Origin of the sequence: Escherichia sp. E13S3, assembly GCF_004212325.1 — a bacterium.
In the GTDB taxonomy this organism is placed as follows: Bacteria; Pseudomonadota; Gammaproteobacteria; order Enterobacterales; family Enterobacteriaceae; genus Escherichia.
On the sequence record NZ_RHJR01000003.1, the window covers coordinates 148,031 to 173,179 of the forward strand.

The 25,149-nt window shown below is 53.3% G+C and carries 21 protein-coding genes; 14 read left to right on the forward strand and 7 right to left on the reverse strand.

The annotated features are described in order from the left end of the window. Positions 1–59 precede the first annotated feature (59 nt). The gene (locus D9597_RS03650) at positions 60–824 is read right to left on the reverse strand and encodes a DedA family protein (protein WP_130221642.1); all 765 of its coding nucleotides are present in this window, start codon (positions 822–824) and stop codon (positions 60–62) included. A gap of 85 nt (positions 825–909) precedes the next feature. Then, positions 910–1,788, reverse strand: coding sequence for an arabinose operon transcriptional regulator AraC (araC, locus tag D9597_RS03655; RefSeq protein ID WP_130217548.1), 879 nt, complete (start codon positions 1,786–1,788; stop codon positions 910–912). A gap of 338 nt (positions 1,789–2,126) precedes the next feature. On the opposite strand from araC, the gene araB reads away from it, so the two are divergent. The 6 genes from araB (at position 2,127) to rluA (ending at position 12,742) form a co-directional block, all read left to right on the forward strand. Then, positions 2,127–3,827 carry a ribulokinase gene (gene araB / locus D9597_RS03660; protein WP_130221643.1) on the forward strand — a complete coding sequence of 567 codons (1,701 nt, stop codon included), beginning with the start codon at positions 2,127–2,129 and terminating at the stop codon, positions 3,825–3,827. Between the two features lie 10 nt (positions 3,828–3,837). After that, entirely contained in the window at positions 3,838–5,340 is a 1,503-nt protein-coding gene (araA, locus tag D9597_RS03665; RefSeq protein ID WP_130221644.1) for an L-arabinose isomerase, read from the forward strand. A gap of 539 nt (positions 5,341–5,879) precedes the next feature. Further along, positions 5,880–6,575: an L-ribulose-5-phosphate 4-epimerase gene (araD, locus tag D9597_RS03670; protein WP_000888658.1), complete on the forward strand. Its 696-nt coding sequence runs from the start codon at positions 5,880–5,882 to the stop codon at positions 6,573–6,575. 74 nt (positions 6,576–6,649) lie between these two features. Beyond that, positions 6,650–9,001, forward strand: a complete 2,352-nt coding sequence (polB, locus tag D9597_RS03675; protein ID WP_130221645.1) for a DNA polymerase II — start codon at positions 6,650–6,652, stop codon at positions 8,999–9,001. Between the two features lie 163 nt (positions 9,002–9,164). After that, complete coding sequence (gene rapA / locus D9597_RS03680; RefSeq protein ID WP_130221646.1) at positions 9,165–12,071, forward strand: RNA polymerase-associated protein RapA; 2,907 nt, start codon at positions 9,165–9,167, stop codon at positions 12,069–12,071. Positions 12,072–12,082: 11 nt separating this feature from the next. Beyond that, positions 12,083–12,742 (forward strand): bifunctional tRNA pseudouridine(32) synthase/23S rRNA pseudouridine(746) synthase RluA, encoded by a 660-nt coding sequence (gene rluA / locus D9597_RS03685; protein ID WP_000525176.1) that lies wholly within the window; start codon positions 12,083–12,085, stop codon positions 12,740–12,742. A gap of 117 nt (positions 12,743–12,859) precedes the next feature. Here rluA and djlA read toward each other — a convergent pair whose 3' ends face one another. Next, the gene (djlA, locus tag D9597_RS03690) at positions 12,860–13,675 is read right to left on the reverse strand and encodes a co-chaperone DjlA (RefSeq protein WP_130204881.1); all 816 of its coding nucleotides are present in this window, start codon (positions 13,673–13,675) and stop codon (positions 12,860–12,862) included. Positions 13,676–13,929: 254 nt separating this feature from the next. Between djlA and lptD the strand changes: the two genes are divergently transcribed. From lptD to D9597_RS03730, 8 genes are read left to right on the forward strand one after another with little or no spacing between them, the layout of a single operon-like run. Then, the gene (lptD, locus tag D9597_RS03695; protein WP_130217452.1) at positions 13,930–16,287 is read left to right on the forward strand and encodes an LPS assembly protein LptD; all 2,358 of its coding nucleotides are present in this window, start codon (positions 13,930–13,932) and stop codon (positions 16,285–16,287) included. A gap of 52 nt (positions 16,288–16,339) precedes the next feature. Then, positions 16,340–17,626, forward strand: coding sequence for a peptidylprolyl isomerase SurA (surA, locus tag D9597_RS03700; protein ID WP_105289210.1), 1,287 nt, complete (start codon positions 16,340–16,342; stop codon positions 17,624–17,626). Then, positions 17,626–18,615: a 4-hydroxythreonine-4-phosphate dehydrogenase PdxA gene (gene pdxA, locus D9597_RS03705; protein ID WP_130221647.1), complete on the forward strand. Its 990-nt coding sequence runs from the start codon at positions 17,626–17,628 to the stop codon at positions 18,613–18,615. The genes surA and pdxA overlap by 1 nt, the downstream gene beginning before the upstream one ends. After that, positions 18,612–19,433: a 16S rRNA (adenine(1518)-N(6)/adenine(1519)-N(6))-dimethyltransferase RsmA gene (rsmA, locus tag D9597_RS03710; RefSeq protein ID WP_001065381.1), complete on the forward strand. Its 822-nt coding sequence runs from the start codon at positions 18,612–18,614 to the stop codon at positions 19,431–19,433. Before pdxA ends, rsmA begins: the two co-directional genes overlap by 4 nt. 2 nt (positions 19,434–19,435) lie before the next feature. After that, complete coding sequence (apaG, locus tag D9597_RS03715; protein ID WP_130204873.1) at positions 19,436–19,813, forward strand: Co2+/Mg2+ efflux protein ApaG; 378 nt, start codon at positions 19,436–19,438, stop codon at positions 19,811–19,813. 6 nt (positions 19,814–19,819) lie between these two features. Further along, a complete protein-coding gene (gene apaH, locus D9597_RS03720) occupies positions 19,820–20,668 on the forward strand; it encodes a bis(5'-nucleosyl)-tetraphosphatase (symmetrical) ApaH (protein ID WP_130221648.1) in 849 nt (282 codons plus the stop codon). Between the two features lie 24 nt (positions 20,669–20,692). After that, positions 20,693–21,292 (forward strand): DUF4291 domain-containing protein, encoded by a 600-nt coding sequence (locus tag D9597_RS03725; RefSeq protein ID WP_130221649.1) that lies wholly within the window; start codon positions 20,693–20,695, stop codon positions 21,290–21,292. A gap of 35 nt (positions 21,293–21,327) precedes the next feature. Next, complete coding sequence (locus D9597_RS03730; RefSeq protein WP_130221650.1) at positions 21,328–21,795, forward strand: hypothetical protein; 468 nt, start codon at positions 21,328–21,330, stop codon at positions 21,793–21,795. A gap of 98 nt (positions 21,796–21,893) precedes the next feature. Here the strand turns inward: D9597_RS03730 and D9597_RS03735 are convergent, their stop codons facing one another. The 4 genes from D9597_RS03735 to kefF form a co-directional block, all read right to left on the reverse strand. Next, on the reverse strand, positions 21,894–22,073 hold the full coding sequence (locus tag D9597_RS03735) for a type II toxin-antitoxin system CcdA family antitoxin (protein WP_000998542.1): 180 nt from the start codon (positions 22,071–22,073) through the stop codon (positions 21,894–21,896). A 20-nt stretch (positions 22,074–22,093) separates the two neighbouring features. Next, positions 22,094–22,573, reverse strand: a complete 480-nt coding sequence (gene folA, locus D9597_RS03740; RefSeq protein WP_000624375.1) for a type 3 dihydrofolate reductase — start codon at positions 22,571–22,573, stop codon at positions 22,094–22,096. Between the two features lie 190 nt (positions 22,574–22,763). Further along, positions 22,764–24,626, reverse strand: coding sequence for a glutathione-regulated potassium-efflux system protein KefC (gene kefC, locus D9597_RS03745; RefSeq protein WP_130221651.1), 1,863 nt, complete (start codon positions 24,624–24,626; stop codon positions 22,764–22,766). After that, a complete protein-coding gene (gene kefF / locus D9597_RS03750; RefSeq protein ID WP_000600725.1) occupies positions 24,619–25,149 on the reverse strand; it encodes a glutathione-regulated potassium-efflux system oxidoreductase KefF in 531 nt (176 codons plus the stop codon). Before kefF ends, kefC begins: the two co-directional genes overlap by 8 nt.

Consider the following 25,149-nt stretch of genomic DNA (forward strand, 5'->3'; position numbering starts at 1 on the left):
CCTTATCCGACCTACGGGTGCGTTTTGTCCGCATCAGTCGCCCCGCACAAGACTATGCCCTAAACCCCAACCACTTTACGTAAAATATCGATATACATCGGCATTAACGGATGGCGAATTAACACCACCAGCGCCACCACACCAACACCAGAAATCAACGGTGCCAGCCACAACAAATGACCACGCGACAAATAATGACTTAAACGATCGGTTACCTTGCCGCTGCGCCATAATCGCCAGCACAACCAACCGCCAACCCACAAAAACACCGCCGTCGCCAGCAGCAACCATTTAAACTCGCCACTCTGCATTCCGGCAGGAATATCGATCGCCGCGCCTGCCAGAATCCCCGGCAGGAAGTAAAATGGCGGCCACAGCAGGCAGCCGATAATATTTGGCGTGATAAATTTTGCCACAGGCAGATCCAGCATCCCCGCCACCATTGGCACTAGCGGGCGCGTCGGCCCGACAAAGCGCCCGACCAGAATGGTAAACATGCTGTGTTGATGCAGCGCATGCTCGGTTTTATCGAGTAGCGCTTTGTTTTTCTTCAGAAAGGACCAGCGATGCAGCGGCTTTTTAAACCGCCAGCCCAGCCAGAAGGAGATCCAGTCGCCCATCAGGCAGCCAACAATCCCCGCCAGCCAGGCGTGCCAGAAACTTAACTCGCCGCTACCTATCAGCGCCCCCAGCCCCGCCATCAGCACCGTACCGGGCAGAATCAAACCGACCAGCGCCAGTGACTCCAGAAAGGCCACCAACACCACCGCCATCAATGAATACACAGTGGATTGGGTAATAAAGTGTTCCAGCAATGCTTGCATAATGTGCCTGTCAAATGGACGAAGCAGGGATTCTGCAAACCCAATGCTACTCCGTCAAGCCGTCAATCGTCTGATTCGTTACCAATTATGACAACCTGAGAGCTACATCATTCACTTTTTCTTCACAACCGGCACGGAACTCGCTCGGGCTGGCGCCTGTACATTTTTTAAATACCCGCGAGAAATAGAGCTGATCGTCAAAGCCAACATTGCGTCCGACGGTGGCGATAGGCATACGAGTCGTGCTCAATAGCAGCTTCGCCTGACTGATGCGTTGATCCTCGCGCCAGCTTAAGACGCTAATCCCTAATTGCTGGCGGAACAGATGTGACAGACGCGACGGAGACAGACAAACATGCTGTGCGACACTGGCGATATCAAAATTGCTGTCCGCCAGGTGATCGCTGATGTACTGACAAGCCTCGCGTACCCGATTATCCATTGGCGGATGTAGCGACTCATTAATGACTTCCATGCGCCGCAGTAACAATTGCTCAAGAAGATTTATCGCCAGCAACTCCGAATAGCGCCCTTCCCCTTGTCCAGCATTGATAATTTGCCCGAACAAATCGCTGAAATGCGGCTGATGCGCTTCGTTCGGGCGAAAGAAACCGGTATTGGCAAATATCGACGGCCAGTTAAGCCATTCGTGCCAGTAAGCGCGGGGGCGAAAGTAAACCCACTGGTGATACCATTCGCGGGCCTCCGGATGACGACCGTAGTGATGAATTTCTCCCGGCGGGAATAGCAAAATATCGCCAGGCCGGCAGACAAATTCTCGCCCCTGGTTTTTCACTATGCCCTGTCCGCGAATGGTGAGATTGAGAATATAGCCTTTCATTCCCAGCGGTCGGTCGATAAAAAAATCGAGATAACCGTTGGCCTCAATCGGCGTTAAACCCGCCACCAGATGGGCGTTGAACGAGTAACCCGGCAGCAAGGGATCATTTTGCGCTTCAGCCATACTTTTCATACTCCCGCCATTCAGAGAAGAAACCAATTGTCCATATTGCATCAGACATTGCCGTCACTGCGTCTTTTACTGGCTCTTCTCGCTAATCCAACCGGCAACCCCGCTTGTGAAAAGCATTTTGTAACAAAGGGGGGCAAAAGCCATGACAAAAACGCGTAACAAAAGTGTCTATAATCACGGCAGAAAAGTCCACATTGATTATTTGCACGGCGTCACACTTTGCTATGCCATAGCATTTTTATCCATAAGATTAGCGGATCCTGCCTGACGCTTTTTTTCGCAACTCTCTACTGTTTCTCCATACCCGTTTTTTTGGATGGAGTGAAACGATGGCGATTGCAATTGGCCTCGATTTTGGCAGTGATTCTGTGCGAGCTTTGGCGGTGGAATGCGCCACCGGTGAAGAGATCGCCACCAGCGTAGAGTGGTATCCCCGTTGGCAGGAAGGGCAATATTGTGATGCCCCGAATAACCAGTTCCGTCATCATCCGCGTGACTATATCGAGTCAATGGAAGCGGCGCTGAAAACCGTGCTGGCCGCGCTTAGTGCCGAACAACGCGCTGACGTGGTCGGCATTGGCGTCGACAGTACCGGCTCCACACCTGCACCAATCGACGCCGACGGCAACGTGCTGGCGCTACGCCCGGAGTTTGCCGAAAACCCGAACGCGATGTTCGTTTTGTGGAAAGACCACACGGCGGTTGAAGAAGCGGAAGAGATCACCCGCTTGTGTCATACACCTGGCAAAACTGACTACTCTCGCTATATTGGCGGTATTTATTCCAGCGAATGGTTCTGGGCAAAAATCCTGCATGTGACTCGCCAGGATAGCGCCGTGGCGCAATCTGCCGCATCGTGGATTGAACTGTGCGACTGGGTACCCGCCCTGCTCTCCGGCACCACCCGCCCGCAGGATATTCGCCGCGGACGCTGTAGCGCCGGGCATAAATCTCTGTGGCACGAAAGCTGGGGCGGCCTGCCGCCAGCCAGTTTCTTTGACGAACTGGACCCGATCCTCAACCGTCATTTACCTTCCCCGCTGTTCACTGACACCTGGACTGCCGATATTCCGGTGGGCACTTTATGCCCGGAATGGGCGCAGCGTCTCGGTCTGCCTGAAAGCGTGGTGATTTCCGGCGGCGCGTTTGACTGCCATATGGGCGCAGTCGGCGCAGGCGCACAGCCTAACGCGCTGGTAAAAGTTATCGGTACTTCCACCTGCGACATTCTGATTGCCGACAAACAGAGCGTTGGCGAGCGGGCAGTTAAAGGCATTTGCGGTCAGGTTGATGGCAGCGTGGTTCCTGGATTTATCGGTCTGGAAGCAGGTCAGTCGGCGTTTGGTGATATCTACGCCTGGTTTGGTCGCGTACTCGGCTGGCCGCTGGAACAGCTTGCCGCCCAGCATCCGGAACTGAAAGAGCAAATCAAAGCCAGCCAGAAACAACTGCTTCCGGCGCTGACCGAAGCATGGGCTCAAAACCCGTCTCTGGATCACCTGCCAGTAGTACTCGACTGGTTTAACGGTCGTCGCACGCCAAACGCTAACCAACGTCTGAAAGGGGTGATTACCGGCCTGAACCTCGCTACCGACGCTCCACTACTGTTCGGCGGTTTAATTGCCGCTACCGCTTTTGGCGCGCGCGCAATTCAGGAGTGCTTCACCAACCAGGGGATCGCCGTAAACAACGTGATGGCGCTGGGCGGCATCGCGCGGAAAAACCAGGTGATTATGCAAGCCTGCTGCGACGTGCTGAATCGCCCGCTGCAAATTGTTGCCTCTGACCAATGCTGTGCGCTCGGTGCGGCGATTTTTGCTGCCGTCGCCGCGAAAGTGCATGCCGACATCCCATCAGCCCAGCAAAAAATGGCCAGTGCGGTAGAGAAAACCCTGCAACCGTGCAGCGAGCAGGCACAACGCTTTGAACAGCTTTATCGCCGCTATCAGCAATGGGCGATGAGCGCCGAACAACATTATCTTCCAACTTCCGCCCCGGCACAGGCTGCCCAGGCCGTTCCGACTCTATAAGGACACGACAATGACGATTTTTGATAATTATGAAGTGTGGTTTGTAATTGGTAGCCAGCATCTGTATGGCCCGGAAACCCTGCGTCAAGTCACCCAACATGCCGAGCACGTCGTTAATGCGCTGAATACGGAAGCGAAACTGCCCTGCAAACTGGTGCTGAAACCGCTGGGCACCACGCCGGACGAAATCACCGCTATTTGCCGCGACGCGAATTACGACGATCGTTGCGCTGGTCTGGTGGTGTGGCTACACACCTTCTCCCCGGCAAAAATGTGGATCAACGGCCTGACCATGCTCAACAAACCGTTGCTGCAATTCCACACCCAGTTTAACGCGGCGCTACCGTGGGACAGCATCGACATGGACTTTATGAACCTGAACCAGACTGCACACGGCGGTCGCGAGTTCGGTTTCATCGGCGCGCGTATGCGTCAGCAACATGCCGTCGTTACCGGTCACTGGCAGGATAAACAAGCACATGAGCGTATCGGCTCCTGGATGCGTCAGGCGGTATCTAAACAGGATACCCGTCATCTGAAAGTCTGCCGTTTTGGCGATAACATGCGTGAAGTGGCGGTCACTGACGGCGATAAAGTTGCCGCACAGATCAAGTTCGGTTTCTCCGTCAATACCTGGGCGGTTGGCGATCTGGTGCAGGTAGTAAACTCCATCAGCGACGGCGATGTTAACGCGCTGGTCGATGAGTACGAAAGCAGCTACACCATGACGCCTGCCACACAAATCCACGGCGAAAAACGACAGAACGTGCTGGAAGCGGCGCGTATTGAGCTGGGGATGAAGCGTTTCCTGGAACAAGGTGGCTTCCACGCTTTCACTACTACCTTTGAAGATTTGCACGGTCTGAAACAGCTTCCTGGGCTGGCCGTACAGCGTCTGATGCAGCAGGGCTACGGCTTTGCGGGCGAAGGCGACTGGAAAACTGCCGCCCTGCTTCGCATCATGAAGGTGATGTCAACCGGTCTGCAGGGCGGCACCTCCTTTATGGAGGACTACACCTATCACTTCGAGAAAGGTAATGACCTGGTGCTCGGCTCCCATATGCTGGAAGTCTGTCCGTCTATCGCGGTGGAAGAGAAACCGATCCTCGACGTTCAGCATCTCGGTATTGGTGGTAAGGACGATCCTGCCCGCCTGATCTTCAATACCCAAACCGGTCCAGCGATTGTCGCCAGCCTGATTGATCTCGGCGATCGTTATCGTCTGTTGGTTAACTGCATCGACACGGTGAAAACACCGCACTCCCTGCCGAAACTGCCGGTGGCGAATGCGCTGTGGAAAGCGCAACCGGATCTGCCAACTGCTTCCGAAGCGTGGATCCTTGCTGGTGGTGCACACCACACCGTCTTCAGCCATGCGCTGAACCTTAACGATATGCGCCAGTTCGCCGAGATCCACGGCATTGAAATCACGGTGATTGATAACGACACCCGCCTGCCAGCGTTTAAAGACGCGCTGCGCTGGAACGAAGTGTATTACGGATTTCGTCGCTAAGTAGCCGCATCAGGTATGTAACGCCTGATGCGACGCTGGCGCGTCTTATCAGGCCTACACGCTGCGATTTTGTAGACCGGATAAGCAAAGCGCATCCGGCATTCAGCGCCTGATGTGACGCTGGCGCGTCTTATCAGGCCTACGCGCTGCGATTTTGTAGACCGGATAAGCAAAGCGCATCCGGCATTCAACGCCTGATGCGACGCTGACGCGTCTTATCAGGCCTACGCGCTGCGATTTTGTAGACCGGATAAGCAACGCGCATCCGGCATTCAACGCCTGATGCGACGCTGGCGCGTCTTATCAGGCCTACGCGCTGAGATTTTGTAGGTCGGATAAGCAAAGTGCATCCGGCATTCAGCGCCTGATGCGACGCTGCCGCGTCTTATCTGGCCTACACGCTGCGATTTTGTAGGCCGGATAAGCAACGCGCATCCGGCATTCAGCGCCTGATGCGACGCTGGCGCGTCTTATCAGGCCTACACGCTGCGATTTTGTAGGCCGGATAAGCAAAGCGCATCCGGCACGAAGGAGTCAACATGTTAGAAGATCTCAAACGTCAGGTTTTAGAAGCCAACCTGGCGCTCCCAAAACACAACCTGGTCACTCTGACCTGGGGCAACGTCAGCGCCGTTGATCGCGAGCGCGGCGTCTTTGTAATCAAACCTTCCGGCGTCGATTACAGCATCATGACCGCTGACGATATGGTCGTGGTCAGCATCGAAACCGGTGAAGTGGTTGAAGGTACGAAAAAGCCCTCCTCCGACACGCCAACTCACCGACTGCTCTATCAGGCATTTCCGTCCATTGGCGGTATTGTGCACACGCACTCCCGCCATGCCACCATCTGGGCGCAGGCGGGTCAGTCGATTCCAGCAACCGGCACCACTCACGCCGACTATTTCTACGGCACCATTCCCTGCACCCGCAAAATGACCGACGCAGAAATCAACGGCGAATATGAGTGGGAAACCGGTAACGTCATCGTTGAAACCTTTGAAAAACAGGGTATCGATGCAGCGCAAATGCCTGGCGTTCTGGTCCATTCTCACGGCCCGTTTGCATGGGGCAAAAACGCCGAAGATGCGGTGCACAACGCCATCGTGCTGGAAGAAGTCGCTTATATGGGGATTTTCTGCCGCCAGCTGGCCCCGCAGCTCCCTGATATGCAGCAAACCTTGCTGGATAAACACTATCTGCGTAAGCATGGTGCAAAGGCGTATTACGGGCAGTAATGACTGTATAAAACCACAGCCAGTCAAACGAAACCAGGCTATACTCAAGCCTGGTTTTTTATTGGATTTTCAGCGTGGCGCAGGCAGGTTTTATCTTAACCCGACACTGGCGGGATACCCCTCAAGGGACCGAAGTTTCTTTCTGGCTGGCAACGGACAACGGGCCGTTGCACGTTACGCTTGCGCCGCAAGAATCCGTGGCGTTTATTCCCGCCGATCAGGTTCCCCGCGCTCAGCATATTTTGCAGGGTGAACAAGGTGTTCGCCTGACGCCGCTGGCGTTAAAGGATTTTCACCGTCAGCCGGTGTATGGCCTTTACTGTCGCGCTCATCGCCAGTTGATGAATTACGAAAAGCGCCTGCGTGAAGGTGGCGTTACCGTCTACGAGGCTGATGTGCGCCCGCCTGAACGCTATCTGATGGAGCGGTTTATCACCGCTCCGGTGTGGGTCGAGGGAGATATGCGCAATGGCGCTATCGTTAATGCTCGCCTGAAACCGCATCCCGACTATCGTCCGCCGCTCAAGTGGGTTTCTATTGATATTGAAACCACCCGCCACGGTGAGCTGTACTGCATCGGCCTGGAGGGCTGCGGGCAGCGCATCGTTTATATGCTGGGGCCAGAGAATGGCGACGCCTCCGCGCTCGATTTCGAACTGGAGTACGTTGCCAGCCGCCCGCAGCTGCTGGAAAAACTTAACGCCTGGTTTGCAAATCACGATCCCGATGTGATCATCGGCTGGAACGTGGTGCAGTTCGATCTGCGAATGCTGCAAAAACACGCCGAGCGTTACCGTATTCCACTGCGTCTGGGGCGCGATAACAGCGAGCTGGAGTGGCGCGAGCACGGCTTTAAAGACGGCGTCTTTTTCGCCCAGGCCAAAGGTCGGCTAATTATCGACGGTATCGAGGCGCTGAAATCCGCGTTCTGGAATTTCTCTTCATTCTCACTGGAAACTGTCGCTCAGGAGCTATTAGGCGAAGGAAAATCTATCGATAACCCGTGGGATCGGATGGACGAAATTGACCGCCGTTTCGCCGAAGATAAGCCCGCACTGGCGACTTATAACCTGAAAGATTGCGAGCTGGTGACGCAGATTTTCCATAAAACTGAAATCATGCCGTTTTTGCTCGAACGAGCGACGGTGAACGGCCTGCCAGTAGATCGGCACGGGGGATCGGTGGCGGCGTTTGGTCATCTCTATTTTCCCCGGATGCACCGCGCTGGTTATGTCGCGCCTAATCTCGGCGAAGTGCCGCCACACGCCAGCCCTGGCGGCTACGTGATGGATTCGCGGCCAGGGCTTTATGATTCGGTGCTGGTGCTGGACTACAAAAGCCTGTATCCGTCGATCATCCGCACTTTTCTGATTGATCCCGTCGGGCTGGTAGAAGGCATGGCGCAGCCTGATCCACAGCACAGCACCGAAGGTTTTCTCGATGCCTGGTTCTCGCGGGAAAAACATTGCCTGCCGGAGATTGTGACTAACATCTGGCACGGGCGCGATGAAGCCAAACGTCAGGGCAACAAGCCGCTGTCGCAGGCGCTGAAGATCATCATGAATGCCTTTTATGGCGTGCTTGGCACCACTGCCTGCCGCTTCTTCGATCCGCGCCTGGCGTCATCGATCACCATGCGTGGTCATCAGATCATGCGGCAAACCAAAGCATTGATCGAAGCGCAGGGCTACGACGTGATCTACGGCGATACCGACTCAACGTTTGTTTGGCTGAAAGGCGCACATTCGGAAGAAGAGGCGGCGAAAATCGGTCGTGCACTGGTGCAGCACGTTAACGCCTGGTGGGCAGAAACGCTGCAAAAACAACGGCTGACCAGCGCATTAGAACTGGAGTATGAAACTCATTTCTGCCGTTTTCTGATGCCAACCATTCGCGGAGCCGATACCGGCAGTAAAAAACGCTACGCCGGGCTGATTCAGGAGGGTGACAAACAGCGGATGGTGTTTAAAGGGCTGGAAACCGTGCGCACCGACTGGACGCCGCTGGCCCAGCAGTTTCAGCAGGAACTTTACCTGCGCATCTTCCGCAACGAGCCATATCAGGAATACGTACGCGAAACCATCGACAAACTGATGGCGGGTGAACTGGATGCCCAACTGGTTTACCGTAAACGGCTGCGCCGTCCGCTGAGCGAATATCAGCGTAATGTACCGCCACATGTACGCGCTGCACGCCTTGCCGATGAAGAAAACCAAACACGCGGTCGCCCCTTGCAATACCAGAACCGTGGCACCATTAAGTACGTATGGACCACCAACGGCCCGGAGCCGCTGGACTATCAACGTTCACCGCTGGATTACGAACACTATCTGACCCGCCAGCTTCAGCCAGTGGCGGAAGGAATACTCCCCTTTATTGAGGATAATTTTGCTACACTTATGACCGGGCAACTTGGGCTATTTTGAGCAAAAAAAGAGTTCGTCAGATACCATTTTGATGCGTGACGAATGCCTTGCCATCCAGTACCATAGCGCCCTTTCCATTCCTGGACCTGAATAACACCACTACCACATTAGCCTGGTAGCGGGTAGTTATTGCCTGCAATTAAAGATATAGAGCCAAACACATATGCCTTTTACACTTGGTCAACGCTGGATCAGCGATACAGAAAGCGAATTAGGACTTGGAACCGTTGTCGCGGTGGATGCGCGAACTGTCACATTACTTTTCCCATCTACTGGTGAAAACCGTCTGTACGCACGCAGTGATTCCCCCGTGACCCGCGTGATGTTCAACCCTGGTGATACCATTACCAGCCATGACGGCTGGCAGATGCAAGTCGAAGAAGTAAAAGAAGAAAATGGCTTGCTGACCTATATCGGTACTCGCCTGGATAATGAAGAGTCCGGCGTTGCCCTGCGTGAAGTTTTCCTTGATAGCAAACTGGTGTTCAGCAAACCGCAGGACCGCCTGTTTGCCGGGCAGATTGACCGTATGGACCGCTTTGCGCTGCGTTATCGCGCGCGTAAGTATTCCAGCGAACAGTTCCGTATGCCGTACAGCGGCCTGCGCGGTCAGCGTACCAGTCTGATCCCGCACCAGCTCATCATCGCTCATGATGTTGGTCGCCGCCACGCGCCGCGCGTTCTGCTGGCTGACGAAGTGGGTTTAGGGAAAACCATTGAAGCTGGGATGATCCTGCATCAGCAGTTGCTCTCTGGCGCTGCTGAACGTGTGCTGATTATCGTACCGGAAACTTTACAGCATCAGTGGCTGGTGGAAATGCTGCGCCGTTTCAACCTGCGCTTTGCGCTGTTTGATGATGAGCGTTATGCCGAAGCTCAGCACGATGCTTACAACCCGTTCGATACCGAACAGCTGGTGATTTGCTCGCTGGATTTTGCCCGTCGTAGCAAACAGCGTCTGGAACACCTCTGTGAAGCCGAGTGGGATCTGCTGGTGGTCGATGAAGCGCATCACCTGGTGTGGAGCGAAGACGCGCCGAGCCGCGAATATCAGGCTATTGAACAACTGGCAGAGCACGTGCCGGGCGTTCTGCTGTTGACCGCAACCCCGGAACAGCTGGGAATGGAAAGCCACTTCGCCCGTCTGCGTCTGCTGGACCCGAACCGTTTCCACGATTTCGCGCAATTCGTTGAAGAGCAGAAAAATTATCGTCCGGTTGCAGACGCCGTTGCCATGCTGCTGGCAGGTAACAAACTGAGCAATGACGAACTGAACATGCTCGGTGAGATGATCGGCGAGCAGGATATTGAGCCGTTGCTGCAGGCGGCAAACAGCGACAGCGAAGATGCCCAGAGCGCCCGTCAGGAACTGGTTTCGATGCTGATGGATCGCCACGGCACCAGCCGCGTGCTGTTCCGTAACACACGTAACGGCGTAAAAGGCTTCCCGAAACGCGAGCTGCACACTATTAAGCTGCCGCTGCCGACGCAGTATCAGACGGCGATTAAAGTGTCCGGCATTATGGGCGCACGCAAAAGTGCGGAAGATCGCGCTCGCGATATGCTCTACCCGGAGCGTATTTATCAGGAATTTGAAGGTGATAACGCCACCTGGTGGAACTTCGATCCGCGCGTTGAGTGGCTGATGGGCTACCTGACCAGCCATCGCTCTCAGAAAGTGCTGGTGATCTGCGCCAAAGCGGCCACTGCGCTGCAACTGGAGCAGGTACTGCGCGAACGTGAAGGTATTCGCGCCGCGGTGTTCCACGAAGGCATGTCGATTATCGAACGTGACCGCGCTGCCGCCTGGTTCGCCGAAGAAGACACCGGCGCGCAGGTACTGCTGTGCTCGGAAATCGGTTCTGAAGGACGTAACTTCCAGTTCGCCAGCCACATGGTAATGTTCGATCTGCCGTTCAACCCGGATCTGCTGGAGCAGCGTATTGGTCGTCTGGATCGTATCGGTCAGGCGCACGATATTCAGATCCATGTGCCATATCTGGAAAAAACCGCTCAGTCAGTACTGGTGCGCTGGTATCACGAAGGTCTGGATGCGTTCGAGCACACCTGCCCGACCGGACGCACTATTTACGATAGCGTATACAACGATCTGATTAACTATCTGGCTTCACCGGATCAAACCGAAGGCTTTGACGATCTGATCAAAAACTGCCGCGAGCAGCATGAAGCGCTGAAAGCACAGCTGGAACAGGGTCGTGACCGCCTGCTGGAAATCCATTCCAACGGTGGTGAAAAAGCCCAGGCACTGGCAGAAAGCATTGAAGAGCAGGATGACGATACCAACCTGATCGCCTTCGCCATGAACCTGTTCGATATCATCGGTATCAATCAGGACGATCGCGGCGACAACATGATCGTGCTGACGCCGTCCGATCATATGCTGGTGCCGGACTTCCCTGGCCTGTCGGAAGATGGCATCACCATCACCTTTGATCGTGAAGTGGCGCTGGCGCGTGAAGATGCTCAGTTTATTACCTGGGAACATCCGCTGATCCGCAACGGTCTGGATCTGATCCTCTCTGGCGATACCGGTAGCAGCACGATTTCACTGTTAAAAAACAAAGCGTTGCCGGTAGGTACGCTGTTGGTGGAACTGATTTATGTCGTTGAAGCCCAGGCTCCGAAGCAGTTGCAGCTCAACCGCTTCCTGCCACCGACGCCGGTACGTATGCTGCTGGATAAAAACGGCAACAACCTGGCGGCGCAGGTAGAGTTTGAAACCTTTAACCGTCAGCTTAACGCGGTTAACCGTCACACCGGCAGCAAACTGGTTAACGCCGTGCAGCAGGATGTTCACGCTATCCTTCAGCTGGGTGAAGCGCAGATCGAGAAATCTGCCCGTGCATTGATTGATGCAGCGCGTAACGAAGCCGACGAAAAGCTGTCTGCCGAGCTGTCTCGTCTGGAAGCGCTGCGCGCAGTGAACCCGAACATTCGTGACGACGAACTGACAGCCATTGAAAGCAACCGTCAGCAGGTAATGGAAAGCCTGGATCAGGCAGGCTGGCGTCTGGATGCCCTGCGTTTGATCGTTGTAACGCATCAGTAACGGAGCCGAAAATGGGGATGGAAAACTACAATCCACCGCAGGAACCCTGGCTGGTTATCCTGTATCAGGATGACCACATTATGGTGGTCAACAAGCCGAGCGGTTTGTTGTCTGTGCCGGGTCGTCTGGAAGAGCACAAAGACAGCGTGATGACGCGCATTCAGCGTGATTATCCGCAGGCAGAATCGGTGCATCGTCTGGATATGGCTACCAGCGGGGTGATTGTAGTGGCGCTGACCAAAGCCGCGGAGCGGGAGTTAAAACGCCAGTTCCGCGAGCGCGAGCCGAAAAAGCAGTATGTGGCCCGCGTCTGGGGGCATCCATCCCCTGCGGAAGGTCTGGTGGATCTGCCGCTGATTTGCGACTGGCCAAACCGCCCGAAACAGAAAGTCTGTTACGAAACGGGCAAGCCTGCGCAGACGGAATATGAAGTGGTGGAGTATGCGGCGGATAACACGGCAAGAGTGGTGTTAAAACCGATTACCGGGCGTTCGCATCAGTTGCGTGTGCATATGCTGGCGCTGGGTCATCCGATTCTCGGCGATCGTTTTTATGCATCACCAGAAGCGAGAGCAATGGCACCGCGTTTGTTGCTGCATGCGGAGATGCTGACGATTACCCATCCGGCGTATGGCAATAGTATGACGTTTAAAGCGCCAGCGGATTTTTAATCGTCACGCTGGCGAAGTTCGGTAGGCCGGAGAAGGCGTTCACGCCGCATCCGGCAATTTTGCGCCGATTGCCTGATGCGACGCGGACCGCGTCTTATCAGGCCTACAATTTGAAACTTATTTAAATCCTTTCTGCTGCTTAATCAGCTCATACGCCTGCTGAATTTCCTGTGCTTTCTGCTTCGCCATCTCCATCATCTCAGGCGGCAAACCTTTCGCCACCAGCTTATCCGGATGGTGTTCACTCATCAGCTTACGGTAGGCGCGTTTAATGGTGGTCGCCTCATCCGTTGGCTTCACGCCCAGCACATTACAGGCATCTTCCAGCGTCGGGCCACGCTGCGCTTGCTGCCAGTTACCACCGCCGGACTGCTGCTGATAACCGCCGCCAAACTGTGCACCGCCCTGCATCATGCGCAGAAACTGATCAAACTGGGCGCGGGAGATGCCTAATTCTTCAGCAATGACATACAGCACCGCTCGCTCATTCGGATGCAGCGAACCATCAGCAAATGCCGCCTGAATCTGGATCTCCAGAAACATACGAATTAAATCAAAACGCCCGAAGCAGACACTGCGGAACTGACGCATCTTTTCGCGCAGTGGGTAATTGTCTGATTTTCCCACCCGGAACGCATTTTGTGCCGCAGTACGGGAAGCACCATGAAGATTCATTCGCTCCATCAGCTGGCTGGCGATATGAATATCAGCCTCGGTAACGCGACCTTTGGATTTGGTTAAATGCCCCATCACTTCAAAAGTGGTGGCAAAAAACAGCGCCTGACGCTCGCGCTGGTTGGCGAACCACGCCATCTTGCGGCTACGGGCTTTATCAAACATATGGCCAATTAACAGGCCCAATACTACGCCCCAAAAGCCGCCGCCCATCAGTAAGGCCACGGCCACGCCAATGATTTTTCCCCAATACTGCATATATTCCCCAAATGGACTTACGGAAACCAGCGCTATCTCCCACAATATAAAGGTGCTTTTACCGTTTTCCGGCTGCGGTCAATTGTGGGACATCGCCTATAATTTGCATTATCATACCTGTCATTCAATGCCGTGCCTAACACCACAGACGCTATTCGGACAGGATTAACACTAGCGTAGAGATGACGAGTACGTTAGTCTCTGACCGTTTGTCACGCGCAACGTTACCGATGATGGAACAATAAAATCAACGTATGAAAAAACGTATCCCCACTCTCCTGGCCACCATGATTGCCACCGCCCTTTATAGTCAACAGGGACTGGCAGCCGACCTCGCCTCACAGTGCATGTTGGGCGTGCCAAGCTATGACCGTCCTCTGGTACAGGGCGATACCAATGACCTACCCGTGACGATTAATGCTGACCATGCAAAGGGGAACTACCCCGATGACGCCGTGTTTAGCGGCAGCGTGGATATCATGCAGGGTAACAGCCGTCTGCAGGCCGATGAAGTACAGCTTCATCAAAAAGAGGCGCCAGGACAACCGGAGCCGATACGTACCGTCGATGCGCTCGGTAATGTCCATTACGACGATAACCAGGTGATCCTCAAAGGGCCAAAAGGCTGGACGAATCTGAACACCAAAGACACCAACGTCTGGGAAGGTGATTATCAGATGGTGGGGCGTCAGGGGCGCGGTAAAGCAGACCTGATGAAACAGCGTGGCGAAAACCGCTACACCATTCTGGATAACGGTTCTTTTACCTCCTGTCTGCCAGGTTCTGATACCTGGAGCGTGGTGGGTAGCGAAATTATTCATGACCGCGAAGAACAAGTCGCGGAGATCTGGAACGCCCGTTTTAAAGTGGGTCCGGTTCCGATCTTTTACAGCCCCTATTTACAGTTGCCGGTGGGTGACAAACGCCGTTCTGGTTTCTTGATCCCGAACGCCAAGTACACCACCACCAACTACTTTGAGTTCTACCTGCCGTATTACTGGAACATTGCGCCAAATATGGATGCCACCATCACGCCGCATTATATGCATCGTCGTGGCAACATTATGTGGGAAAACGAATTCCGTTATCTCACCCAGGCCGGCGCAGGCTTGATGGAACTGGACTATCTGCCTTCGGATAAAGTCTATGAAGATGAACATCCAGAAGATAGCAATTCACGCCGTTGGTTGTTCTACTGGCAACACTCCGGAGTGATGGACCAGGTTTGGCGCTTTAACATCGACTACACCAAAGTCAGCGACCCGACCTATTTCAATGATTTTGATAATAAATATGGTTCCAGTACCGATGGTTATGCCACGCAAAAATTCAGCGTGGGCTATGCGGTGCAGAACTTTGACGCCACGCTTTCGACTAAACAATTCCAGGTTTTTGATGATACCAGTGGCAACAGCTATGCCGCTGAACCACAGTTAGACGTCAACTACTACCATAACGATCTCGGCCCGTTTGATACCCGAGTTTATGGTCAGGCTGTGCATTTTGTTAATACAAACAGCAATATGCCGGAGGCTACTCGCGTTCATCTGGAGCCGACGATCAACCTGCCGTTATCTAACACCTGGGGCAGTATCAATACCGAAGCGAAGCTGCTGGCTACCCATTATCAGCAGACCAATCTCGACTGGTATAACAGCAACCCACAAAACAATAAGTTGGCAGATTCTGTTAACCGCGTAATGCCGCAATTTAAAGTTGACGGCAAAATGGTCTTCGAACGTGATATGGAAATGCTGGCGCCGGGTTACACCCAGACGCTGGAGCCGCGCGCACAATACCTGTATGTGCCGTATCGCGATCAGAGCGACATCTATAACTATGACTCCTCATTGCTGCAATCCGACTACTCGGGCCTGTTCCGGGACCGGACTTATGGCGGTCTTGACCGTATTGCTTCCGCGAACCAGGTCACGACCGGTATCACAACTCGCGTATATGATGATGCAGCCGTTGAACGTTTTAATATTTCCGTTGGTCAAATCTACTATTTCACGGAGTCTCGCACTGGCGATGACAACATAACATGGGAGAATGACGACAAAACGGGCTCACTGGTATGGGCAGGCGATACCTACTGGCGCATCTCCGAGCGCTGGGGATTGCGTGGCGGTATTCAGTACGATACTCGTCTTGATAACGTAGCCACCAGTAACACCAGCATTGAATACCGTCGGGATGAAGACCGTCTGGTACAGCTGAACTATCGCTACGCCAGCCCGGAATATATTCAGGCTACACTGCCTAAATACTATTCCACTGCCGAGCAGTATAAGAATGGCATTTCGCAGGTGGGTGCAGTCGCTAGCTGGCCAATCGCCGATCGTTGGTCGATTGTCGGGGCGTACTACTACGACACCAACGCGAACAAACAAGCCGACTCAATGTTAGGTGTGCAATACAGCTCCTGCTGCTATGCGATTCGCGTCGGTTATGAGCGTAAGCTGAACGGTTGGGATAACGATAAACAACATGCGATATATGACAACGCAATCGGCTTTAACATCGAACTTCGTGGCCTGAGTTCCAACTACGGTCTGGGTACGCAAGAGATGCTGCGTTCGAACATTCTGCCGTATCAAAACTCTTTGTGATTTGTTGATTTACCACGTAATCCGCAGTGCGGTTAATTGAAATGGAAAAAGTATGAAGAACTGGAAAACGCTGCTTCTCGGTATCGCCATGATTGCGAATACCAGTTTCGCTGCCCCCCAGGTAGTCGATAAAGTCGCAGCCGTCGTCAATAACGGCGTCGTGCTGGAAAGCGACGTTGATGGATTAATGCAGTCGGTAAAAATGAACGCTGCCCAGGCAAGGCAGCAACTTCCTGATGACGCTACGCTGCGCCACCAAATCATGGAACGTTTGATCATGGATCAAATCCTCCTGCAGATGGGGCAGAAAATGGGGGTTAAAATCTCCGATGAGCAGCTTGATCAGGCGATTGCCAACATTGCCAAACAGAACAACATGACGCTGGATCAGATGCGCAGCCGTCTGGCTTACGATGGTCTGAACTACAACACCTATCGTAATCAGATCCGCAAAGAGATGATTATCTCGGAAGTGCGCAACAACGAAGTGCGTCGTCGCATCACTATCCTGCCACAGGAAGTTGAAGCTCTGGCGCAGCAAGTCGGTAATCAAAATGATGCCAGCACTGAACTGAACTTAAGCCACATCCTGATCCCGCTGCCGGAAAACCCGTCTTCTGAACAGGTGAATGAGGCGGAAACTCAGGCGCGTGCCATTGTCGATCAGGCACGTAACGGTGCAGACTTCGGCAAACTGGCTATCGCTCACTCTGCCGATCAGCAAGCGCTGAACGGCGGCCAAATGGGCTGGGGTCGCATTCAGGAGCTGCCGGGGATCTTCGCCCAGGCATTAAGCACCGCGAAGAAAGGCGACATTGTTGGCCCAATTCGTTCCGGCGTTGGCTTCCATATTCTGAAAGTTAACGACCTGCGCGGCGAAAGCAAAAATATCTCGGTGACCGAAGTTCATGCTCGCCATATTCTGCTGAAACCGTCGCCTATCATGACTGACGAACAGGCCCGCGTGAAACTGGAACAAATTGCTGCGGATATCAAGAGCGGTAAAACCACATTTGCTGCCGCAGCAAAAGAGTTCTCTCAGGATCCTGGCTCTGCAAATCAGGGCGGCGATCTCGGTTGGGCTACGCCAGATATTTTCGATCCAGCCTTCCGTGATGCGTTGACCCGCATGAATAAAGGTCAAATGAGTGCACCGGTTCACTCTTCATTCGGCTGGCATTTAATCGAACTGCTGGACACCCGTAACGTCGATAAAACCGATGCGGCGCAAAAAGATCGTGCATACCGCATGCTGATGAACCGTAAGTTCTCGGAAGAAGCAGCAAGCTGGATGCAGGAACAACGCGCCAGCGCTTATGTGAAAATTTTGAGCAACTAATGGTTAAACCCCAACGTGTTGTGATCACTCCCGGCGAACCCGCCGGGATTGGCCCGGACTTAGTTGTCCAGCTTGCACAACGAGAGTGGCCGGTAGAACTGGTTGTTTGTGCCGATGCCACTCTCCTTACCGACCGGGCAGCGATGCTCGGTTTACCGCTTAACCTCCGCCCTTATTCCCCCGACTCCCCTGCGCAACCGCAATCTGCGGGAACGCTGACGCTACTTCCCATTGCACTACGTGTACCTGCCAATGCGGGACAATTAGCAGTTGAGAATGGGCATTATGTGGTGGAGACGCTGGCACGCGCATGCGACGGTTGCCTTAACGGCGAATTTGCCGCGCTGATCACAGGTCCGGTGCATAAAGGCGTTATCAACGACGCAGGCATTCCGTTTACCGGTCATACCGAGTTTTTTGAAGAACGCTCGCAGGCGAAAAAAGTGGTGATGATGCTGGCAACCGAAGAACTTCGCGTAGCGCTGGCAACAACGCATTTACCGCTGCGCGATATTGCTGACGCCATCACCCCTGCGCTTCTGCACGAAGTGATTGCTATTTTGCATCACGATTTGCGAACCAAATTTGGTATTGCCGAACCGCGGATTCTGGTCTGTGGCCTGAATCCGCACGCGGGCGAAGGCGGTCATATGGGCACGGAAGAGATAGACACCATCATTCCCGTTCTCGACGAACTGCGGGCGCAGGGGATGAAACTCAACGGGCCGTTGCCTGCCGATACCCTGTTTCAGCCGAAATATCTCGACAACGCCGACGCCGTGCTGGCGATGTACCACGATCAGGGTCTTCCCGTGCTAAAATACCAGGGCTTCGGGCGCGGTGTGAACATTACGCTGGGCCTGCCCTTTATTCGCACATCAGTGGACCACGGCACCGCGCTTGAACTGGCGGGACGTGGCAAAGCCGATGTCGGCAGTTTTATTACGGCGCTTAATCTCGCCATCAAAATGATTGTTAATACCCAATGAATAATCGAGTCCACCAGGGCCATTTAGCCCGTAAACGCTTCGGGCAAAACTTTCTCAACGATCAGTTCGTGATCGACAGTATTGTTTCTGCCATTAACCCGCAAAAGGGCCAGGCAATGGTCGAAATCGGCCCCGGTCTGGCAGCTTTAACCGAACCGGTTGGCGAACGACTGGACCAGCTGACAGTCATCGAACTTGACCGTGATCTGGCAGCGCGCCTGCAAACGCATCCGTTCTTAGGCCCGAAACTGACGATTTATCAGCAGGATGCGATGACTTTCAACTTCGGTGAACTGGCAGAGAAAATGGGCCAGCCGCTGCGTGTTTTCGGCAACCTGCCGTATAACATCTCCACACCGTTGATGTTCCATCTGTTTAGCTATACTGATGCCATTGCCGACATGCACTTTATGTTGCAAAAAGAGGTGGTGAATCGTCTGGTTGCAGGACCGAACAGCAAGGCGTATGGTCGATTAAGCGTCATGGCGCAATACTATTGCAACGTGATCCCGGTGCTGGAAGTGCCGCCATCAGCCTTTACACCACCACCCAAAGTGGATTCCGCCGTCGTGCGCCTGGTTCCTCATGCAACGATGCCTCACCCGGTTAAAGATGTTCGCGTGCTGAGTCGTATCACCACTGAAGCCTTTAACCAGCGTCGTAAAACCATTCGTAACAGCCTCGGCAACCTGTTTAGCGTCGAGGTGTTAACGGGAATGGGGATCGACCCGGCGATGCGAGCGGAAAATATCTCTGTCGCGCAATATTGCCAGATGGCGAACTATCTGGCGGAGAACGCGCCTTTGCAGGAGAGTTAACGATGATCAATTCGCCCCGAGTGTGTATTCAGGTTCAAAGCGTCTACATTGAGGCACAATCTTCACCTGATAATGAACGTTACGTTTTTTCTTATACCGTAACCATACGCAACCTGGGGCGAGCGCCAGTGCAGTTGTTGGGGCGTTACTGGCTGATCACTAACGGCAATGGCCGTGAAACAGAAGTCCAGGGCGAAGGTGTGGTGGGCGTCCAACCGCATATCGCGCCTGGCGAAGAGTACCAGTATACCAGCGGCGCGATTATCGAAACGCCGCTGGGCACCATGCAGGGTCACTACGAAATGATTGATGAGAACGGCGTTCCCTTTATCATCGACATTCCCGTATTCCGACTCGCCGTTCCAATATTCATTCATTAAAAAACTATGGCGACATACCTTATTGGCGATGTTCATGGCTGTTACGATGAACTGATCGCATTGCTGCATAAAGTGGAATTTACCCCTGGGAAAGATACTCTCTGGCTGACGGGCGATCTGGTTGCGCGCGGTCCTGGTTCGCTTGATGTTCTGCGCTATGTGAAATCCTTAGGCGACAGCGTACGTCTGGTGCTGGGCAATCACGATCTGCATCTGCTGGCAGTATTTTCAGGCATAAGCCGCAACAAACCAAAAGATCGTCTCACGCCGCTACTGGAAGCACCTGATGCCGATGAACTGCTTAACTGGCTACGTCGTCAGCCTTTGTTGCAAATCGATGAAGAGAAAAAGCTGGTGATGGCCCACGCGGGGATCACGCCGCAGTGGGACTTACCGACCGCGAAAGAGTGCGCACGTGACGTAGAAGCGGTACTGTCAAGCGACTCTTACCCTTTCTTCCTCGATGCCATGTACGGCGATATGCCGAACAACTGGTCACCAGATTTGCGTGGTCTGGCGCGATTACGTTTTATCACCAACGCCTTTACCCGTATGCGCTTTTGCTTTCCAAACGGTCAACTGGATATGTACAGCAAAGAATCGCCGGAAGAAGCCCCAGCCCCGCTGAAACCGTGGTTTGCGATTCCTGGCCCTGTCGCTGAAGAGTACAGCATCGCCTTCGGTCACTGGGCATCGCTGGAAGGCAAAGGTACGCCGGAAGGTATTTACGCGCTGGATACCGGCTGCTGCTGGGGTGGTACATTAACCTGCCTGCGCTGGGAAGATAAACAGTATTTTGTCCAGCCGTCGAACCGGCATAAAGATATGGGTGAGGGAGAGGCGGCCGCGTCTTAACGAATTACCATTCAGGGAGGAATAATGGCTGACTATTTTGAAATACGTGCTGATTACAATCAGCACACCATCACGGTTTATCAGGCTTACAATGATGCAATCGCTGACGTCGCCGTACGTGGCGGGCGATTTGGCAGCCCTTTTTCATTCAACCGCATGACCTGGATTAAACCCTCTTTTATGTGGATGATGGAGCGTAGCAACTGGGGGCTGAAAAAAGATCAACAACGCATTCTCGCTATCCGAATCAAACGCACCTTTTTTGATGCATTGCTGGAACAAGCGGTGCTAACCACGCCGGAAGCCCATGTCTATCCACATGCAGGAATTTGGGAAACGTTATTTGCACAAGCAAATGTGTATGTTCAGTGGGACCCAGAACGCAGCATAAATGGTAAAAAACTGGAGCACCGATCATTACAGCTTGGTATTTCTCGTAACTTGATCAGTCAATTTAACGAAGACGCGATTGTTGCTATTGATGATCTGACTCCGCTGGTGCGAAAGTGTCATAACCTTTTGATAAACGGTAAAACAACACAGGCGAAATCCTTCCTGCCGCCAGAAAAAATTTATCCTGTTAGTGCAGCTGCGAGAAAGGCTTTGGGAATGAAAAATTCCTGAGACAAATACGCGCCTATTAAGCGGAAAATATCTAAGTGCGACAAATCAACACCGGGCTTAATACCAGAGAAATTATTCTGGAAATGATTGACGAAGCAGATGCCCCCCCATTTGCTGAGCAGCGGACCTGGCATCGCAGGCGAATCGCTTTTCTATGTGATTGCATCAGCGTTGCTGTCGACTACGGCTTCTTCTGTTCTGTCTCTCAGCAGTCAATAATGAACATAACCAGGATGGCTGAAGATGTATGGATAACAGAAAGTAAAACGACCCAACTCATTGATATTTGGCAACAACTTAAACAGCTTTATCCGCCAGAAACTATTCCCTACGCCCAGAAGTTACCCACTAAGGAATTGCTTGAACTGCTACTTTCTAGTCCTGACGATCTTCGAATAATTGAAATTCCTGACATCATCGGTGATGTTTTTGATGACCAAACCTGGATTCGATTATTCAAAAAACACTTTGCTGATGTTATTCAGCAACGATGTGATGTGTAACAATCCAAAATATATCGCCAGACGATAGACCAAAAAGAAAGTATTTAGCAGATACTCAACATTCTGACTTCTGTACAGAAATAGCAGAGTTTAAAAACTTAAAACTTCCGGTACTCATCAGAGAAACATCCAGTTTCTTCTGCAAATTCATTTAATGCCGAGATGGCATCCTCGTTTACTTCATTCCACTGTAGAGTGGCTTGAAGGTTTAGACCTACGCAATGAGCGCGACTCACAAAATCGCGCTCACTGGTAAAATCAAACGTCTTATCGTTCAATTTGTAGTCCTGGCAAAAAATTACCGCCGCTCCAGAATCTCAAAGCAATAACTATGAGAGTTCTGCGCATCAGCGTCGTGGAATTCGCTGAATACCGATTCCCAGTCATCCGGCTCGTAATCCGGGAAATGGGTGTCGCCTTCCACTTCTGCGTCGATATGCGTCAGATACAGTTTTTGCGCTTTCGGCAGGAACTGCTCATAAACGCGACCGCCGCCAATCACCATAATTTCTGGTACGTCACCACACGCCGCAATGGCTTCATCAACCGATTTCACCCACGTTACGCGATCGTCCGTACCCGGCTGGCTGCTGAGGATAATATTTTTGCGTCCTGGCAGCGGGCGACCGATGGATTCCCAGGTATGGCGGCCCATAATCACAGGTTTATTTAAGGTGTTGCGTTTAAACCAGGCGAGATCGGCAGGCAGATTCCACGGCATGGCGTTTTCCATGCCGATAACGCGATCTACCGCTAGCGCCGCAATCAAACTGATCATTGAAATTTCCCGATAAAAAAAATTGTCGTCACTATACGTAAAGCGTAAACCTTCGTCGACTGGCGAGAGGATGATGTTGAGGAAAATTTTTATTTTGCTGGCGAGTCCATAATCTGTTCGTGGACTCGCCGCAATACAATGAAATAAAAACAAATAGTTAGCTGTAAAGCGTGATTTACGTCACTCTTTATTAGGATAAGGGTTTCGTTTCCGGTTCATCCGCCATATTACCGGTATGTTTCCCCTCTTCAGTACCCTGCCAGCCATGCCGTTGGATGAGTGACAGATGTTCCCGGTCCTCGGTGATGATCTCGCTTAACATCGCGCTGGTGCGTTTATAGACCGCCGCGCGGGCTTTGGTATCGTTCTCAACCATTGCCATCTCTTCCACCATCTGAATATTAAAGCGGCGGAACACATCGGCGCGTTCTCGCGCTTCATACGGCCCCAGCCCTAAACTTTCCAGCGCCAGACGCCCGATTTTCAGCGCTCCTTCGAAGGTTTCACGTTCCGGCTTTTCAACACCTGCCTGGCGCAAACGAATGTAGTGGTCGACATCGCGGGCGCGGGCAATAATATGCAAATGCGGGAAATGTTCTTTCACCATCTCCGTCAGTTGCAGGTTGGTTTGCGGATCGTCGATGGCGTTAATCAGCACTTCCGCTTTCGCCGCACCCGCAGATTCCAGTAAATCCATCCGCGTGGCATCGCCATAAAACACTTTCATGCCGAATTTACGCAGCGTTTCGATATGGTCCGGGTCGTGATCGAGCACCACCATTTTCACCCCGCTGGAGAGCAGTAAACGTCCGGTGATCTGCCCAAAACGACCGAATCCGGCAATGATTACCCGTGGCTGTTCTTCGTCGATCTCATCGGCTTCACGCGCTCCTTCAGTAGAAGATTGCTCAAGGCGATTGAGGATCACCAACAGAATCGGCGTTGCCGCCATCGACAGCGCCACCGCCAGGGTCAGCGATTTCGCCCACTCTGGCTCCAGCACATTCGCCATCTGCGCCGCACCAAATACCACAAAGGCAAACTCACTGCCCTGCCCTAATAACACCGCAAACCAGCGACGCTGTTTATTTGGCACCTGCAACGGTCGGGCAATCAGCCACAGCATGGCGATTTTGATGATGAGGAAACCGAGCAGCAAAATAACAATGCGCAACGGATTTTCAAGCAGCGTGCCAAAGTCTATCGACATGCCAACGCCGATGAAAAACAGCCCCAGTAGCAAACCTTTAAACGGTTCGATATCGCTTTCCAGCGCATGACGATATTCCGAGCTTGCCAGCAGTACGCCCGCCAGAAACGCGCCCATCGCCATCGACAAGCCGACCTCTTCCAGCAGCAAACCAAAGCCAAACACGAGGAATAACGCCACGGCGCTGAACACTTCCCGCAAGCCAGAGCGGGCAACAAAACGCAGCGCCGGACGCGTGACATAGCGCCCCAGCAGTACCACCAGCACCAGCGCGCCCGCCACTTTTAACGCCGACAGGGCAAATGCGCCCATCGTCGTCGAGGCACTGCTCGCCGCCAGTAGCGGGATCATCGCCACCAGCGGGATCGCCGCGATATCCTGGAACAGCAGCACCGCAAAGGCACTGCGGCCCATCTGCGTCATCATCAGATTGCGCTCATTCATCGCCTGCATGGCAATCGCCGTAGAGGAGAGCGCCAGCGTCATGCCGATCAGTTCCGCTACCTGCCAGCGCAGTCCAAGTAACATGCAGAACAGCCCCAGCAGGCCGCCGCAAATCACCATCTGCAATGCGCCACCGCCGAACACCGCCGCACGCAGTTTCCACAGCCTTTGTGGATCGAGTTCGAGGCCGATAATAAACAGCATCAGCACCACGCCGATTTCAGCAAAGTGCAGGATAGATTCGGCATCAGTCACCAGTCGCAGCCCCCACGGGCCAATAATGCAGCCAGCGATCAGGTAGCCAAGTACCGATCCCAGACCAAGGCGTACCGCAATGGGTACAATCAGCGCCGCCGAACCGAGATAAATCAGCGCCTGAATCAGCGTATGACTATCCATGATGTGCCTCCTGCCATTCCAGCAGACGTTGTTTATAGTGACGCGCCTGCCCTTCGAGGGTTTCGTCATCACAAATAAAGGTGCAGTGCATGGCAAACGGTGGCAGCCAGTTCAGCCCGCAGTAGATTGCCGTCGCCTGTAGCGGCTGCGACAGCACATCAAAGCCCGGATGCGCACCAATCTCAAAATGGCTTTCCCCGCCGCCGGTCGTCACCGCCCACAGCAAATGTTTGCCATGCAGCGCCGTGCCGCCGTGACCGTAAGCCCAGCCGTGGGAGAAGACTTTATCGATCCAAAGTTTAAGGAGCGGTGGAATGCTGTACCACTGCATCGGGTGCTGCCAGACGATCAGATCGGCACGAGACAGCGCCTCCTGCTCGGCGGCGATATCGATATTGAAGTCAGGATAGAGTTGATAAAGAGAGCGAATTTCGACGCCTTCCAGCGTCCTTGCCTGTTCAAGCATCCGTTTATTCGCATGGGAATGATGCGGATACGGATGCGCATAAATTATGAGGATCAT